Genomic DNA, 17,770 nt, shown 5'->3' on the forward strand with positions numbered 1-17,770 from the left:
AGATAGCTTATCTAATAAAATAAAATGAGAGAAGTAGAGAAAAAAACAATAGATAAAAAAATCCAACCTGAACCTTTGGTTGAATTAAAAAACGTCTCAAAAGTTTTCAAGAAGAAAGTTTGGGCAATTAAAAATTTGGATCTTAAGATTTATCCAAAAGAATGTATTTCAATACTTGGTTCAAATGGAAGTGGTAAAACAACTTTGATGAGTTTGATTGCTAATGATGCAAAACCTACATTTGGAGAAATTGTATATTCACTAAATGAAAATGACTTAACAAAAGCTATTGGATTTCAAAAACGAGAACAAGAGTGACCCAATGGTTTCATCGTAAAAGATATCGCAAAAATATGAATAAATGCCTATGATGTCAAAGATGAAGAATGGATTGCCAATATTAAGAATGTATTTGGGGTTAATCAAATATGAGAGAAGAGCCTTTCAAAACTATCGATAGTTAAAAAACAATTATTTGCTCTATTCTTAATATTTTTATACAAACCTGAATTAGTTTTAATTGATGAATTATCATCTAATATAGATTGAAAATATACTGAGCAAATAACTAACTTTTTGGTTGAATATTTGAAGAAAGGTAATACTGTTATTTTGAATTCTCCAAGTTCAAGTTTCTTAGAAAAACTATCATCGAGAGTTATATACATTCATGATGGTGAAATCTTAGATGACTTACAAAAACGTAAAATAAAACGCGATCATAAATCGATTGCAAATTATCAAAAGACAGTTTTCAAAGAAGAATCTATCAAAGAAAGATCATCTAATAACAAGAGAAAAATATTTACACCAATTGAAAACAAATTAAATTCTTATATCAATGAGTTAACTAGGGTTATTGATGATATTGAAGGCTCAAGGTATGACCTGAATCAAATGGATGCACAAGTTAGAAATATTGTTTTCTATACAGCTGACCTTAAATGAATTATTCATGATTTCTCAAGAGCAGACATCAACAAACACACTACAAAAGTCGCTTTAAAGCGCATTAAAGCTACAGCGGCTGAACTTACAAGTATTTATAAGGAATTGAAGAAAAGCGATGAAATAGGCGCCCATTATGCCACAAAGATTTTAAGTAAAATTATTAATTTTGGACGAAACGATTTAACTGATGCTTTCTCTAACGAACGTAAATTGTACGAATTGGATTCTGCCGAAATCATACTTTCAGCAAAAGAGAAAAAAGAATTGAATAGATTAAAGAGAAAATATATAGCTGAAGAAATAAAACGTTTAAAAAACGAATCCAGAAAACAAAAATTGAAAGATTCCATTAAGTTAAAAAATACGAAACCCAAAGATAAGCATAATGCAAAATAGAAATAAGGCTAGGGTATTTGGTAAGTTGTTTAAGGCACAACTCTTGAATTACTTTACCGATCCTACAAATATTGTATTGAACTTCGTAATTACATCAGTTACCATGTTGGGGTGGGTTGCATTGAAACCAGTTGGAACAGATGGCTTTTCATCTGATCCATTCGTTTTAGCAAGTGCGATTGCGATAAGTTCAATTAGAAATTCTCAGCATACTTTAACTACAATTATGTCTGATTGAAGAGACAAGAGATTTTTCAAAAAGATATCAGCAACACCTGTATCTAACTATTTAACGTATAGTTGTATATTTGTGTTTAATTGATTCATAAATATATTAATGTTTGCAGTACTTTTTGGCTTAGGGATGATATTTGAGTCACAAAGAGCTGTATTATACAAAGTGGATATTCTCCCGTTCATAATAGGGTTTATCTTAAATGTAGTTTTATCAAACGTGATGGCATTAGTGATTGTCCAAATATTTAAAAATAGTCAATTTGCAGCCATTGTGACAATGCTTTCTTACTTCTTACCGATGTATCTATTAGGACTTGGTATTCCTTGAAATGTTGTTGGTCAAATTAAAGAGTTAAATATTGTTATGTATTTATTCCCACATAGATATCCGTTGAACCTAATTCAAGCTTCTTGATCTGGAGTTTCTAGTTCAATGGAATTCCCTGGGGTATCACCTGATACTTGATTGGGCCAACAAGGTTTTGGTTATGGAGGCAATGGATGGTGGTTACCATCTGTTATATCAATAGTATGGATATTTGGGTTTAGCTTTTTATTCATTTGATTAGTTAAAAGAAGTCGAAGCTATAAATCTAGATTGAGAAAATATAATAATGCGAAAAACTTTAACCAAAGAATTGAAAATATAAGAAGTATTAAATATGTAAGTTCTAAGAGTGAATTAGAAGAACAAATGAAGATTATAAAATCACAGAATAGAAGAGTTAAAAAACCAAAAAGAAAAACCAATTCTAAAGGTGGTGATCAAAATGTTTAAGAGTAATTTTAAAAGAGAGTGAAATACATTTTGATCTTTAATGCAATTGCAAACCAAAGCTTGATTAATGAACTACACAAATATCTTTTTGGGGGTTTTTGTGTCATTGTACACAATTCTTTGTTGGGTTGGATTTAAATCAAATGATCCGTTTTTATTGATATCAGGAGTTTGTGTTGTTGTTATTAGAAATTCAATGTATATATTCTTACGAACATTAAATGAGTGAAGAGATAAGAAATTTTGAGAAAGAACAAAGAAAACATCAATGTCTGTATGAACAAGACATTATGCTTTGATTTCATTCAACATTCTTTCCACGGCTGTGATAGCTGGAGTAATTATTTTAATTACAATTGCACTATTCCCATCACAAATAACCTTGATAGGACAGGCAAATCAACTAATGGTTTGAACTGGATTAATTTTATTATGATTAACATGTTATTTTGTGGCTTTGGTTGTTCATCAAAATGTTGGCCACTCTAAGGGTTCTAACATGATTGGTTTATTATTATATGTTGCAGCCTTACAATTTTTAGGATTAGGATTCCCGTTTGAAACTATTACATCAATTGAATGGTTGAATTATGCAATGTATGCGCACCCATTCAGATATTCAGTGAACATAATTCAAGCCGGGTTTGTTAATTCTCCAGATTTAGTTCATACATATATTGGACATGGTGGAGTAGAAGTGACGGTTAATTTTGGGTATAATAGTATTAGATGACTTCCATACGTAATAGCGATATCTGCTATTACCATATTTATGGTCATTTACTTCATTAGATCTAAAACTATGAAGAGCATCGCACAAAGGGTGGTTTTATCAAATTCAATAGTTAATATAAATAGTGTTGAATATATAAAAATGCTAAAACTTAGTCAAAGTGTAGATGAGTTAAAACAAGTTAGAAAAGGACATAAGTCCAAAAGAGGAAAATAAAATGATTTGTATTAAAGAAGATTGCAATTTACAAGCAAGTGCTGCAATTGCAGAGGACGTATTAGATGTAACTATCACAGAAAACAGATGAGTTACTGATGAACCTACTTTTAGAAAAACATCAGTTTACTACTGTAAAGAACACTTCCAAGAAGCTATGGAAAGCTTAGGAAACTCAAGAGTTGTTAAAGAACAAATCTTATAGGAATTAAAAAAAACATCTCGTAAGAGATGTTTTTTGTTTATCTATTTTTCAGATTTAACAGTTTCAGAAACAGTTTTATTTGTTCTTTTAATGTGTAGTCTGTGTTTTTTAAGATGTGGGTGTGCTCTATCTTCGACAATTTCATGTAAGAATTTCAAACGAGCTTCTTTTAATAATAAAGTATCGTAATCTTTATTATATAGTCCCATGAATGTTCCGATGATTAAAGCTCCAAGGAAGTTTCCAGCAATTGCAGGTAAGATGTTTAATAAGATGAATAATCATGATGCATCTTTACTGAACATAATAGCACCTTTTATTAATTCCATTTCACCTGTATCCTTATTAAGAACCATTTGAGCTGCATTTATTGCTTCAGTGGCAGCTCCATTATCAAGGGCCATAACAATTAATAATCAAGCTCCGAATCAGTTAGCAACAGAGTGTTGGTAACCTCCGATAGCGAAGAATAATAAGATGAATAGGTACATGATCATTGAAGCTACTGTATTACCTTTAGTTGATTTAGCACCTTGAGTTGCTAAACAGATTAAGAAGTTACATAAAATTGAACTTCCAAATACTCATCCCATAGTTTTACCTATGTGTGAACTAGTGTAATCTTGTCCTGCTCCAAGTTGATGACCAACTTCAAATATTTTGTGTAACCCGAAGTTATCGTAAGTTTTAAGAAGAACTTGTCCATCTCCAAATCCATTTGAAACATAAAGTAATGAAACAAATAATCCAATACCAACAATGTTCCCAATGTATACTCAGAATCAAGCTTTTAAGAAGATTGATCATTTTTCAACTCTCTTAAACATTGTTCTGTTGTATCACATGTGAGCTGTGGCAAATCCTCCACCAAGGAAAGAAATCATTAAGATGTCTCCGGCGAAAACTAGCCCTGTTAATAATTTAACAACAGAAGGGTTATTGATGTAAGCAGTAGTATAAGCAACAGCAGTATAACATACTCCAATTCAGATACCTGCTAGTAATCCACCCATTAGTTGTTTGATTCAACTTTGACGTAAACCGTCTGAGATAACCCTGAAAGTATGGATATATCCATAGTTAGCATAGGGGATATCTTTGTTGTAAAGAGGTAAGAAGTCAGTTTGCTCTAACTCTGAAATTTCTGTTTGAATTTCTTCATCAGTTAAATTACGAGTTAATTTCTTACTTCTCTTAAATTTAGTAAATTCCATAAGACCTTTCTTTTCTATATTGATAACAATCTTTTTGAATGTAGCTGAGCATTTTCGAAAAAATACTAAGTTACACATCACCAAGATTTCATATAAATTAATTACCAATATGACATTTTTATATTCTGCATTGACAGAATTGTTTTGTTTATTTATATTAAATAAAACAATAGTGTAGCTTCATTTGAAGCGTCGATTTTGCTTTTGAAAAGAGAACAAAATCTATGAATAATTATAGTCTTAATAAAAATTAAATCAACAAAAAAACCCATCAAAAGCAAACATAAAAACTATATTAAATAGAACTGTGTCAAACTGTTATAAATTTCATAAAAATATGGTCATTTGAGCCACTATTTTTTATGTATTGTATAATTTAAAAGTATTTATAAAACAAAATAAAGAGGGGTAAACCATGGTACATAATATAGTTAATGGAATGTTGTATACAAATGGTCAAATAAATCCAATGTTGTGAATAGCAATCATATTACTTGTTTTTGCACTTCAAGGTTTATGTGGTTTTGTCTATTATTATATTAAGATGTTGCACAAACAAAATTGTTCAACCAAGGTCATAAATAATAAATGAAATTTAGCTTATATTTTAATGTATGTAGTTTCGATAATCTTATTTGCTATGACGATTTTATTTATCTGTAAAGCAGAAATGCTACCTAACAAACCTGGAGATATATTTACTTACACAATCACTTTATTTTTAACTGGGGTTTTTGTCTTAGCACTACTAGTTTATCTATATACTACAAGAGGTGTATTATTAGGTTTTTATATAACTGAAGAAGTTCTTGGTTATAATGGAGCAGAAATTAAAATTGATAATATTCTTAATATTTTGAATGATGAGAAACATATTTATGTTGAATACCTTGATAAAAAAGGACGTCATAAGATTAAAGCTTTCAAATATAAGGATAAAAGAAACTTATCGTTACTAGAAATTAAAAAGTAAAAATAAAAACATGATCTCGCGATCATGTTTTTATTTTATTTTGTTGATTCTTTTTCAGCAGCTTCGCGGCGTTGTTTTTGACCTTCTAAAATTTCTTCTAGATTTGTTGAACAACTAGCTAATGGACTATCACATGTTGAGTTAGACATTTCCATTCACTCTTCATTTGTTAGTTCATCTAGGTATTTACTAAATGCTGGTACTCATACTCTATCGTTATTTGCCATAATATGACTCCTTATTTGCGGTTATAATTTAAACCCATCAAGTTTTGAACTTTATTTAATTTTTTGCGAGCAATGATTCTTGCTTTGTTAGCACCATCTTCTAGGTATTGTTCAAGTTCTTTACTATTGTAAAGTTCTTTGTAACGATCTTGGATAGGTGTAATCATTTCTAAAATTGCTTCAGTCACATCATCTTTAAGGTCTTTGTAATTTTTACCTTCTCAGTGAGCTTCGGCTTGTTCTTTTGTAATTCCTTTTAAAATCATGTAGATGTTCATCAAGTTAGTTACACCTGGTTTGTTTTCATAATCATATTTGATTAGATTTTCTGAATCAGTAACTGCAGCTTTAATTTTTGCAGTGATTTGTTCTGGTGTATCTAACATCATGATAATGGCTTTAGGATTATCAGATGATTTACTCATTTTTTTAGTTGGATCTTGAAGGTCCATAATTTTAATATTGTTTTCTGTTATTAAGCATTCGGGAACTGTAAACATTTCTCCGAATCTGTTATTCATTCTTGTTGCAAGATCACGTGTTAATTCAACGTGTTGCTTTTGATCAACTCCAACTGGTACAAATGCAGCGTCATATAATAAGATGTCTGCAGCCATCAGAGTAGGGTAAGTGAATAATCCTGCTGGAATATATCCTTTTCCTGATTCTTCAGCTTTTAAAGATTTATCTTTGAATTGTGTCATTCTTGATAACTCACCCATTGTAGATTGGGTATTTAAAATTCAGCCAAGTTGAGCGTGCTCCATTACATCTGATTGCAATCAAATTACTGATTTTTCAGGATCCATACCACATGCGAAGTATAGAGCTGAAATTTCTTTGATGTTTTTTCTTAATTTTTCTTTTTCTTGAGGCATTGTAATTGCGTGTAAGTTAGCAATAAAAACATGCATATCATAGTTTTCTTGGAAATCTACCATACGTTTTACAGCACCTAAGTAATTACCTAAAGTCATTGTTCCACTTGAAGTAATTGCTGATAACATTTTTTGTCTTGTCATTCTTTTATCTCCCTTTCTATATCTTAATTTTATAGGAAATTAAATTAAAGGAAAGGGAAATATACCTTAATGACTAATTAATAAAAAACTTATGATTATAAGAGGTTTTTATAGTTATCTCTATATTAGAATAGCAATGAGGTGAAATAATGAAAAGAATCGATTAATATTAAATAATCAAACTAACACCCACGTGGCTGTTTTTTAATATTTATTTATGAAAAGTGGTAAAAAATACATTTAAAAATTAGTAAAAAGTAGTGTTAATATGAAATTGTAGGTCAATAAATTTATTTTTCCCCTAATACATATTGGAGGTGCACGTATGTGCGATTAAATATATGGGAAAAAATCAAAGATATATCAAATTACCGAAAGAAGAAAATGGCAATTATTCGTATGAAATATCAGATTATTTAGTTAATATCTGAACAAAAATGACCGAGTCGGAGATGAAAATTGAATCTAAAAAACTCACTAAAATCACAAATGTAATCATTAAAGATTGTTTAACAAAGGAGAAAGAGGATATGAACACAAAACAATTTGAAGAATTGGCAGGAATGATTAAAAAACTTGGAGAACAAATAAGCGATATCAGAGAAGAAATAAAAGACATCAGAGAAGAAATAAAAGATATCAGAGAAGAAATAAAAGATATCAGAGTAGAAATAAAAGACATCAGAGAAGAGATAAAAGACATCAGAGAAGAATTTAAAAACGATATTCAAACATTATCGACAAATATGAATGCAAGAATGGATAAAATAGAGGCTGATATAGAAGAATTCAAAATAGAAGTAAGAGAAGAATTCAAGATCATTAATCAAAGATTAGACAATATAGAAAAAGCTATAATAAACCTTAATAAAGCGGTGTTTGGTATAGCTGAGTTAGATGTCGGCCCTGATGCTAAACCTGTATTTACCGAAGTGGTGGAATGATTCCAAGCAAATAGAACAAAGTTTGCATAATAATTTAGATAGGTTTTTATCAGAGGGTATAATCATATTGAGAAGAGGTATTAAATATGAAAAATAAAAAACCACTAATTGCTATTACTGGAGCATCATCAGGAATTGGAAAAGCAACAGCTGAACTATTTGCTTCTAAAGGGTATCCTATTTTAGTTATGGCCAGAAGAGATAAAGAACTAGAGAAAATACCAGCGGAATTCAAAATAGTTGCTAAAGTTGATGTTACAGATTTGAAACAAGTTCAAGATGCTATTGCTAAAGCGGAAGCTGTATTTGGACCTGTGGATATGATCTTCAATAATGCAGGAACAATGCCTCTTGGTGATTTCATAACTCAACCAGAATCAGAAAAAGAAATGACACTTGATGTCAATATTAAAGGTGTGATGAATGGTATGACAGCGGTTTTACCAGGGATGGTTGAACGACAAACGGGAACAATTATTAACACAAGCTCAGTGGCTGGGAGATGGGTTTCAGCAGAACACTCAGTGTATAATGCTGCCAAATTCGCTGTTAATGCATTGACTACTCAAGTTAGAAGAGAACATGCGAAAGACAATATTAGATTCACACTTCTTGAACCAGCTTTTGTAAATACACCTTTAGCAGATGGAACAAGCGATAAAGCTATCTTAGAAAAATACCTATCTAATCGTGATGCACTTGGTGGAGGATTAACTCCGGCCGAAGTCGCTGAAGTTGTTTTAAATATATATGAAATGCCTCAACATATAAGTATTAAAGAGGTTGTACTATCACATACAAAACAAGCTATTTAATGTAATAAATATTTAAATAAGGGTAACCTTATTTTTTTATTCCAAATAGTGTAAAATTATTAAAACAAATACTTAATAACTAATCTAACGTTTACCGCGATTAGTGAACTTTTAAAATTGAAATAATATACATTCATTTGAAAGATTAAAAATACAATAAGGAGGACTTATGTCAAATATTAGATTTATGGCCATTGGTGGTCAAGATGAACGTGGGAAAAATATTTTCGCATTAGAAGTTGATAAAGAATTATTTATCTTTGATGCAGGGATCAAATTCCCTGATAAAGGTATTTTAGGAGTAGATGTTGTTATTCCTAAATTAGATTTCTTAAAAAACAACAAAAAAAGAATTAAGGGGATTTTCATTACGAATCCTGCTTCATACAACTCAGGGGCTATTTCATACATCCTAAAAGAAATTGATGTACCAGTTTACTGTAATGAAATCACTACTTTGGTATTAAAAATCAAAGCACAAAGATTACGTGTTAAAAACAAAGAACAAAACTTCAAAATTATCAAAGATAAAGAAATTATCGATTTTGGAAATGTTCAAGTTGAAGTATTTAGAACAACTTCATCATCACCTCAATCATTTGGATATGCAATCCACACTGAAAACGGTGTAATTGTTTATGCCGGAGATTACATTATTGATGGAAAAGAACAATCATACTTCTCAACTGATTTTGCACATTTACAAGAAATTAGTAAAAAGGGAGTTTTAGCCTTAATTGCTGATACTGAATTTGCTTCAAGAATGGACTTCACAGTACCAAACCATAAAATCGAAAACTATATTTCTTCACCATTCAAAGAGAAGAAAACAAAAATTGCTGTAGGTATTTTTGAAGAAGATATCTTTAAAATAGGAGAAGTTATCTTGGCAGCAAAAGAAAACGGACGTAAAATTGCTGTTTATGGAAGAACTATGTCAGCTATCATCGAATCAAACTTGATTCATGAAAACCTAACATTAACAAAAGATGACATGATTTCTGTTGAAGAATACATGACATCAGAAAATGGTGTATTAATCATTTCAGGAACTGGAGATGTTCTTTACTCAAAATTAGCGAAAATTGCTAATGGAAATGATAAAGTTGTTGAATTTGGACCAAAAGATTTAATCATCTTGGCAACACCACCAGCAGCTGGAGTTGAAAAACGTCATGCTCAAATTTTAGATGAATTAGCTAGAACCGATGCAAGATTAATTGCTTTATCAGATAAAAACATTTGATCTATGCATGCTTCATATGAAGATATTAAAATGATGGTTTCAATCATGAATCCCAAATACTTCATCCCTGTTAAAGCTTTATACAAAGAATTCTTAAAGGCTGAAAAAGCCGCTATCGAAGGTGGGGTTAAACCTGAAAATGTTGGAATTATTGATAACGGACAAATCTTAGTATTATCTAAAAATCATTTAGCTATTTCTGAAGAGAGAATTGATACTGGTGATATTTATGTTGATGGGGTTGGTGTTGGAGATGTTGGTTCAGTAGTTCTGAATGAACGTAAACAATTAGCAACAGATGGTGTAATTATTGTTGGAGCAACTGTTGATATTAGAAATAAAGAATTAGTTTCTTTAATTGATACTCAAATGCGTGGTGTTCTTTACATCAATGAAGATAACCCAATCTTTAAAATCTTACAAAAACAAATTGCTGAAATTATTGTTAAAGGTCAATCTTTATTCAAAGAAAATCCTGCTCAATATGATTTAAATGATATTAAACGCGAAATTATTTCAAAAGTTAGATCATCAATTAAACAAGAATCAGGAAAACAACCAATTGTTTTAGCAATCATCAATGAAATTGATGGTAAAAAAGAATTTGTTCCAAATGTAAGAAACACAAGAAATGTAACAAACTACCAAAATAGAAACAGAAACACAAATAACAGAAACAATACAAATGGTAACTCAAATAACCGCGGTCCTAAAAAACCAAATGGTCAAAAATAACAAAAAGGCGAAAGCCTTTTTTATTTTTCACTTATAATATTAGAAAGAGGTATTTATGAAAAAAGTTTTAGTATTCGGATCAATCAATATAGATTTAATTTATCATGTGAATGATTTACCAACTGTCGGAGAAACAATCATCAGCAATGGGTTTGCAACTTCAAATGGTGGTAAGGGTGCTAATCAGTCTTATGCTATTGCTAAAATGGGATTACCACATAAATTCATTGGTAAAGTTGGTTATGACGAGAACGGAAAGAATGCCATTCATAATTTAAATGAAGTAGGAGTGGACACAACTTTTATTACAACAAGTGAAAAAACAACCGGAACTGCAATTATTCTAGTTGATGATAAAGCTGATAACATGATTATTGTCAATTCTGGAGCAAATCACGACTTTGACATCAATGAATTAGAAAATTACCTAGATGTAATTGAAGAAAGTGATATCGTCTTAACACAACTTGAAAATCCAATTGAGTTTACTTTTGCACTCCTTAAAAAGGCTAAGGCAGCCGGTAAAATAACAATACTAAATCCTGGTCCAGCTATCAAACTAAATGAAGAACAAATTAAACTTTGTGATTATATAGTTCCAAATGAAACAGAACTCTCAATAATATTGGGTTATGAGATATCTGATGATATTGAAATAATAAAGCAAAGAGCAATTGAATTACAAAAAAAAGCTAATAATACAGTAATCGTAACTGTTGGTTCAAGAGGTTCTATTATTGTTGATCAAGAGGGATTGAGACAAATTGAAGCACAAGTTGTTGAAGCTGTCGATCCTACTGCGGCTGGAGATACATTTATCGGTACTATAACTATGATGTTGGCAAAAGGGGGAACTATTGATTCAGCAATAGAAATGGCAACATTTGCATCAGCTTTATCAGTTACAAGATCTGGGGCACAACCTTCAATTCCTTCATATGATGAGGTTATTGAATTTAAAGAAAATAAAAAATAATTTGGCATATTACAGCCAAATTATTTTTTTATTCAAAAGTTGGTTTTAACTCAGAGGTCCATTCCAGACTCGTGTCCTTATCGAAATCGGTATATTCTGAAACATTATCTACTTCTCACATAGACAAATCGTTGGTAAATCCAAAAGCTCCTCAAAACATCATGGCCATGTCGGTCACTTTAGAAACATCTCAAACTCCAATCGGAAAGTCGAAGTTGATTGCACCTAGAAACATGGATCTCATATTAGTTACCTTTGAAACATCCCAACTTGACAAATCATATTTAAATGATGTAGCATTGTAAAACATATACTCCATATTAGTGACCTTAGATGTATCTCATCTAGAAATATCTTGATTAAAGAACATAGCTAAACTAAAAACTCATTGCATATCAGTTATGTTTGATGTATCTCAATCTGTAATATCACCATTAAAAATACACATTCTAAACATATTGTCTAGACTTGTTATATTTCTAGAAATTTGTTTAGGCAAATCTGTAGCATACCTAGGAATGTTGTGAGCAATTCCGTATTCACTATATCCGATTTTAGTGACTGTTTTAACATACTTATCGCTTCCTTCGACCTCCATGAATGGCATTCTTTCTCCTCGCATCTCTTGACCACTAGGATCTACTCAATATGAATCATAAGAATCAAATCAGTGATGCGTTATTCCTACCTCTCCATGATACTTACCTTGATTTTCCAGATTAGCTTTACCTACAAAGGTATAGTCAGTAGTAAAGTGTCCTTCAGCGTAGTTTCCATCTTGATATTTCTCATTTGAAATTCTCAACTCAATGTTGCTGTCATCAAGAATATCCTTAATGTTCTCTAATAGATTATCGTGATTATGCGGTTCTTCTACATCATAGACTACAGCCTTTTCGATTTCATAAAATTTAGATGATAAATCAACTGTTACTTGTCCCGGCTCAGCGGGGGGGGGTTACTCCCTTTAATGAAGTCGTTGTCATTATAATAATTGGTGTAGCTAAAAGTGCTAATGATAATAGTATAATTATGCTTGCTCGTAATTTTTTCATATTATATTCCTCCTCTTTCTATTGCTAACCTTTATAACTATCGAGTGTTTTAACCAATTCATAAATATCTTCGGCAATTTTAATGTGTAGTCATTTTGCTGGATGTACTTCGTCAAAATGGAAATACTTGTCAATATATTCATAGCTATCAGCTCCACCTACAAAACCCGGTTCTTTAGAGCTTAGTTCATTTGAAATTATGATTTTGAATTTAATGTCTTTGATGGAACTTCTTTGTTTCGGTAGTTTTGATTCTACTCTTTTATACTCTGAACTATCAAAGAAAAGTTCTATAACTGGTGTTTTAGATATTTTTTGATCAGCATTAGATATTTCATAGAAGTTTAATTCATTTCAAATGGTTAATGCACTTAAGTTTAAAAAGACAGAATTTTTATCAACTTGGGGTAAGTGTTCCTCGATTAGAGAATTTAATTTATTTAAAATAGGAATGAAATCTTTTAAGACATCCATTTTAATAATTTTTTCATTGTCTAAAATAAATTCTATTTCAAATTCAGTCTTACTCAACATCTTGGTTGCTGGTATGTTTGTAATTCCACCCTTTTTCTCGAACTCAATTAGTAAATCTGCAAACTTTTGTGAGAAATCATAACAATGAACTGCACTATCAAATTCAGAAGAAAGATCCGTACAAACATTCTCTAGTCTTGTGTTGAATTCCTTTGTTAATAAACTAGCTTGTTCAATTTGGAATCCATTTTTACCGCTTGTGTGTACAAAAGGGATGGTTGAAATATCAGGGATGGTCAAAACCACAATGTTTCGTATTCCGTTATTCAGTAAAACTAATAAACTGTATTTTATATTGTTGATAGATTCGGTTAATAAAAAGTTTTGTTGCTCGAGAGTCCTGTCCAACATATTCATTAAATCATTTCCACCAATTTCAAAAAGAACAAGATCTGTTGGTTTTAAATGGTGTTGTTTAACTAAGGCAATTGCTTGTTGTTGGATTTGAAAACTGTTTAATAACAGCCCGTCGATTCCATCAATCGTACAACTTGCAGCACCACCAATTGCATAATTTCTTCCTCAAACATCAAAATCTTTATTCTCGTTATGATTACCAATATTTTTCTTGTTAAAGTTAATTCCTGGTATGAATTCTTCTTTTACATTCAATCCAATTTTTTCTGCAAGGAATCCGGCAGCTGTCTTATCATTTGTATATGCATTGTATAAAGAGGGGTATCCAAATTCAAATATAATTTTTGCTTGGTGTAGTAATTCTGCAAAATTTGATAAGTCACACTTTAATTCCTTTCGCAATAAATTTCTAATTACGAAATTTTGAAATAGAAGACTGTTGATGTTTTCGTACTTTGCAACTGTCGCCAAAACCTTACCTCCCATATCTGAAAAGCTATCACCGATTGTAAAGAAGTTGGTGAAATTTCACTTTTCATTAGCTTCTTCAAGTGGGATATTTTTATTTTTTACAATTCTAGTACCAATTAACAAATCTTGTTCTGACAATTTATTCATAGTTTCTCCTTGTATTAATAACTTGGTAAAAATTTTACATCAACATTGGTGTGTATTATAAAAACTCAAAACTATATGTGGTAGTTAAAAACTTTTATGGTAATTTATTGTTTTATAACAACAAAAAAACAAATCTCATCGCCGAGATTTGTCATATTTTTTATCCTTTATAATCTTCAAATGTTTTAACTAATTCAAATAAATCATCTGCAACTTTTTCATGTCCTCATTTAGTAGGGTGAACTTCATCGAAGAAGAAATATTTATCTATTTCATCTTGTGATTGAGCACCACCGGCAAATCCTGTTTCATTTGATCCAAATGCATTAGCCATATTTAAGTCTATTGCTGCTTTGAAGTTTTCAATACCTTCACCAAGAGCTCCTAATACGGGCATCAATTTACCTAAAAGAGATCCGAATATTTCATCCTCCATAACAGAGTTAAGAATTTCACCGATTGCTTCAACTTGTTCATCTGTTAACCCTTCAGTTCAAGACATATCTTGACTAACGGCTGCCATAATAATTTCCAAAGCACTTAGTTCTGGTTTGACTTCTTTAATTTTAGCATCAGCTTCTGAAATCAATGTGAAAGCCGGAATTATTTCATTTAATAAATCTAGTTCAATTGGTTCTAAATCATTAATTTCTAATTTAATATTTATTTTCATATCACTTAACATTTTTGTGGCAGGAACATCAACAATTCCACCTTCTGCTTTAAATTCATCTAACATAGTGTTGAATTTATTTTCTAAATCATATAATTTAACGGCTCCATCAAAGTGGTATGATAATTCATCAGTTATTGTTTTTAATCTTGCATTAAATTCTTTGCTTAGTTCATCAGCTCTTTTAATTTCATCAGAAGTTCTACCATCAGTTATCATACGTGGTATTTTTGAAATGTTAGGTGCGTTAAGAACAACAACATTTCCCATTCCGTTATTTAATAATGTTAGTAGGGCATATCTAATATTGCTCATGGCTTCATTTAGTAAGAATTGTTGTTGATCATGGTCTTTATCCAACATGTTCATCAAATCATTTCCACCAGTTTCAAAGATAACTAAATCAGTTGATTTAACGTTGTGTTGTTTAATAAGTGATCTTGCTTGATCATGAATTTGGAAGCTGTTTAATACCATTCCCATAATTCCTTCGGTATTTGATGCAGTTGTAGCTCCAATCGCGTAATTACGTCCTCATTGATCAAATACTTTATCTGTATTTAAATCACCTTCTGATTTTGTGTTGAAGTTAACTGCAGTTGTGAAATCTTCACTTTCTGTTAACCCAATTTTTTCAGCTAAGAAAGCAGCTGCCGTTTTACCATCTGTAAAACCACCTTCTAAGTTTGGTCCACCAAATGATGAAGTAATATCAATCATTCCTAATAAAGGCAGAATAGTACCGCCTAAATCTCCAAGAGCTCCTTCTAATAATCCTTTAATAGTTTCGTTTTCTAATAGGGTACTTTTTAAAGCGTTTAATTTAGCTCCAATCGCTGTTGAAAATCCACCCATGTCTGAAAGACTATCTCCAAGAGTATAGAAGTTTGTAAATCCTCAAGTATCTTTAGCTTCGTCTTCAGGAATCCCAGTATTCTTTTTGATGTTAGTTCCAATTAATTTATCATAGACTGATAGCTCTGGGTATTTTTGTTCCCCGGGTGTAGTTGGCTTTTCTGTATCTTTGTTGCTATCACTGCAAGCAACTGTTGTAATGGCTGCTGTACTTGTTAATGTAACTGCAGCTAATATGCTTAATAATTTTTTCATTTTATTAATTCTCCTTTTTTGTTATATCTAGATATTAATTCCATTTTGAGAATAAAAAAATAGAAAATATTTCCAAATAAAGTACTTTGGAAAAGGAAAAGTAGAATAATTTCCATATCGGAAAGTCGTTGCGTATGTAATTATAAAATATTCATTGTATATACATTAATATAATAATTAGCGTGAGGTATAGGAAATGAAGAAATTATTCATGTTAGCTAGTGCATTTATTTTACTTTCTACCCCTGTAGTACTTATGATGCTGAAAAGCGATGTTAAGTTAGAACAAAAACAACTTAAACATATTTCTGAAATAAGTGATGAGTTACAAGAAATTTTAAATCAGAGACCAGAAACTGTTTGGGAAGTTCAAGAACTTCAAAGTAAAGTTCAAGAAGACTTTGACAAAATGATCACTGTGAAAACTATCCAAACTAAAACAGGGATTTTTGAATCAGGAAGCACAGGTTTTATTTTTAAAGGTAATGGAACACTTGAAAATGATGGAGTATATGAGGGAGAAATAACCCTAACTCAAGATTGAAGCGGTATAAAAGACACAACTGTCCACATTTCTGAAATTAAAGAAGAACTTCAAAGTGCTTTAGTTGGTCTTGAGATGACTACAGAAGAGATCATGTTTAATATCACAGAACAAGGTATTGAAGATTCATTCATAAAAATTGAATTAGTTGAAGAAGTTGAAAGTGATGACGGTCTTTATAAAACAAATTCATATAAATTTACTGGTGAAGGTACTAAATATAATGAGGGTAAATATAATGGTGATATTATTTTGGATCACAGAATTATTTATCCGAGTGAATCGATATACATTTTAAATGGAGAAGAGGCAAGAGGCTTTGAGATTCCAAAAGAAGTAACTGAAGTAATTTTCATTGGTTATGATGGTTATGGAAAAGCTCATAAAATGCCACCCAGAGTAACGAAGGTACCGACTAAAATTACCTACATAATCGAAAGCTTAGAAAGTCTATTTAAAGATTGTGGTGTTTTTAATCAAGACATTTCGATGTGAGATACTTCAAACATAAAGAGTTTTGCAGAAATGTTTAGAAGCGCTAAAGCCTTTAATCAACCAATCGGAAGTTGGGATGTGTCGCAAGGAAAAAGTTTTTCGTGAATGTTTGTTTTAGCGGAAAAATTCGACCAACCAATTGGTGAGTGAGATATGTCTAATGCCGTGGACTTAAGTAAAATGTTTTATTGGGATACAATATTCAACCAAGACATTTCAAAGTGAAATATTTCTAATGCAACAAATTTATCTGGGATGTTTTCTGGTTCAATAAAATTCAATCAACCGATAGGTGGATGGGATACAGGTTGCGTGACTGATATATCGGCGATGTTTTCATCTTCTGAAGCGTTCAATCAGGACATTTCCAAATGAGACACTTCTAATGTCGAAAACATGTATATGACATTTACTCTTGCAGAAAAATTTGATCAAGATCTTTCGGATTGAAACACTTCAAAAGTTAAAGATATGAGTAGGATGTTCGAAAGAACTTCACTGTTTAATCAAGTTATTTCTGATTGGAACACTTCAAATGTAACTGATATGAGTTCAATGTTTTATGGTTCTAAAAAATTCAATCAAGACATTTCCAAATGAGATGTTTCTAACGTTGTTAATAATTACAAATTTTCAGAAGAAACTCTAGCCGAATGAATTGATGATTGAAAGCCAAATTTTAAAATACTTGAAGAATCATTTTAATAAATAACTAT

General features: G+C 30.9%; 16 protein-coding genes. 10 read left to right on the forward strand and 6 right to left on the reverse strand.

Going from position 1 to position 17,770, the window contains the following annotated elements:
- The first annotated feature begins 24 nt into the window (after positions 1-24).
- Genes G319_RS09730 through G319_RS09745 form a run of 4 tightly spaced genes read left to right on the forward strand, consistent with a single transcriptional unit; the run spans position 25 to position 3,516 of the window.
- Positions 25-1,347 carry an ATP-binding cassette domain-containing protein gene (locus tag G319_RS09730; RefSeq protein ID WP_026389646.1) on the forward strand — a complete coding sequence of 441 codons (1,323 nt, stop codon included), beginning with the start codon at positions 25-27 and terminating at the stop codon, positions 1,345-1,347.
- A complete protein-coding gene (locus tag G319_RS09735; RefSeq protein WP_026389647.1) occupies positions 1,337-2,362 on the forward strand; it encodes a hypothetical protein in 1,026 nt (341 codons plus the stop codon). Before G319_RS09730 ends, G319_RS09735 begins: the two co-directional genes overlap by 11 nt.
- The gene (locus tag G319_RS09740; RefSeq protein ID WP_026389648.1) at positions 2,355-3,311 is read left to right on the forward strand and encodes a hypothetical protein; all 957 of its coding nucleotides are present in this window, start codon (positions 2,355-2,357) and stop codon (positions 3,309-3,311) included. The genes G319_RS09735 and G319_RS09740 overlap by 8 nt, the downstream gene beginning before the upstream one ends.
- Before the next feature lies 1 nt (position 3,312).
- A complete protein-coding gene (locus tag G319_RS09745) occupies positions 3,313-3,516 on the forward strand; it encodes a hypothetical protein (RefSeq protein WP_026389649.1) in 204 nt (67 codons plus the stop codon).
- A 41-nt stretch (positions 3,517-3,557) separates the two neighbouring features.
- On the opposite strand, the gene G319_RS09750 is transcribed toward G319_RS09745, so the two are convergent.
- Complete coding sequence (locus tag G319_RS09750) at positions 3,558-4,730, reverse strand: formate/nitrite transporter family protein (RefSeq protein WP_026389650.1); 1,173 nt, start codon at positions 4,728-4,730, stop codon at positions 3,558-3,560.
- Between the two features lie 415 nt (positions 4,731-5,145).
- Here G319_RS09750 and G319_RS09755 point away from each other — a divergent pair, with 415 nt between their 5' ends.
- Positions 5,146-5,703, forward strand: a complete 558-nt coding sequence (locus G319_RS09755; protein WP_026389651.1) for a hypothetical protein — start codon at positions 5,146-5,148, stop codon at positions 5,701-5,703.
- Positions 5,704-5,738: 35 nt separating this feature from the next.
- Here the strand turns inward: G319_RS09755 and G319_RS09760 are convergent, their stop codons facing one another.
- Together G319_RS09760 and trpS are read right to left on the reverse strand one after the other, a co-directional pair.
- Positions 5,739-5,930 (reverse strand): hypothetical protein, encoded by a 192-nt coding sequence (locus tag G319_RS09760; RefSeq protein WP_026389652.1) that lies wholly within the window; start codon positions 5,928-5,930, stop codon positions 5,739-5,741.
- An 11-nt stretch (positions 5,931-5,941) separates the two neighbouring features.
- A complete protein-coding gene (gene trpS, locus G319_RS0103260) occupies positions 5,942-6,952 on the reverse strand; it encodes a tryptophan--tRNA ligase (RefSeq protein ID WP_026389653.1) in 1,011 nt (336 codons plus the stop codon).
- 341 nt (positions 6,953-7,293) lie between these two features.
- Here trpS and G319_RS0103265 point away from each other — a divergent pair, with 341 nt between their 5' ends.
- The 4 genes from G319_RS0103265 to rbsK all read left to right on the forward strand — a co-directional run bounded on the left by G319_RS0103265 (position 7,294) and on the right by rbsK (position 11,668).
- Entirely contained in the window at positions 7,294-7,926 is a 633-nt protein-coding gene (locus tag G319_RS0103265; RefSeq protein WP_026389654.1) for a coiled-coil domain-containing protein, read from the forward strand.
- 56 nt (positions 7,927-7,982) lie between these two features.
- A complete protein-coding gene (locus G319_RS0103270; RefSeq protein WP_026389655.1) occupies positions 7,983-8,711 on the forward strand; it encodes an SDR family oxidoreductase in 729 nt (242 codons plus the stop codon).
- A gap of 169 nt (positions 8,712-8,880) precedes the next feature.
- Positions 8,881-10,692: a ribonuclease J gene (locus G319_RS0103275; RefSeq protein WP_026389656.1), complete on the forward strand. Its 1,812-nt coding sequence runs from the start codon at positions 8,881-8,883 to the stop codon at positions 10,690-10,692.
- Positions 10,693-10,747: 55 nt separating this feature from the next.
- The gene (gene rbsK, locus G319_RS0103280) at positions 10,748-11,668 is read left to right on the forward strand and encodes a ribokinase (protein WP_026389657.1); all 921 of its coding nucleotides are present in this window, start codon (positions 10,748-10,750) and stop codon (positions 11,666-11,668) included.
- A 28-nt stretch (positions 11,669-11,696) separates the two neighbouring features.
- Here the strand turns inward: rbsK and G319_RS09765 are convergent, their stop codons facing one another.
- From G319_RS09765 to G319_RS09775, 3 genes are all read right to left on the reverse strand, one after another.
- Positions 11,697-12,473 (reverse strand): BspA family leucine-rich repeat surface protein, encoded by a 777-nt coding sequence (locus G319_RS09765; RefSeq protein WP_051350877.1) that lies wholly within the window; start codon positions 12,471-12,473, stop codon positions 11,697-11,699.
- Positions 12,474-12,747: 274 nt separating this feature from the next.
- Complete coding sequence (locus tag G319_RS09770; RefSeq protein WP_026389658.1) at positions 12,748-14,232, reverse strand: SGNH/GDSL hydrolase family protein; 1,485 nt, start codon at positions 14,230-14,232, stop codon at positions 12,748-12,750.
- 160 nt (positions 14,233-14,392) lie between these two features.
- Positions 14,393-16,015, reverse strand: a complete 1,623-nt coding sequence (locus G319_RS09775) for an SGNH/GDSL hydrolase family protein (protein ID WP_026389659.1) — start codon at positions 16,013-16,015, stop codon at positions 14,393-14,395.
- A 196-nt stretch (positions 16,016-16,211) separates the two neighbouring features.
- On the opposite strand from G319_RS09775, the gene G319_RS09780 reads away from it, so the two are divergent.
- Positions 16,212-17,759 (forward strand): BspA family leucine-rich repeat surface protein, encoded by a 1,548-nt coding sequence (locus G319_RS09780; protein ID WP_051350878.1) that lies wholly within the window; start codon positions 16,212-16,214, stop codon positions 17,757-17,759.
- Positions 17,760-17,770 lie beyond the last annotated feature (11 nt).

The sequence above is a fragment of the Tullyiplasma multilocale ATCC 49900 genome, from assembly GCF_000483165.1.
In the GTDB taxonomy this organism is placed as follows: Bacteria; Bacillota_I; Bacilli_A; order Mycoplasmatales; family Mycoplasmataceae; genus Tullyiplasma; species Tullyiplasma multilocale.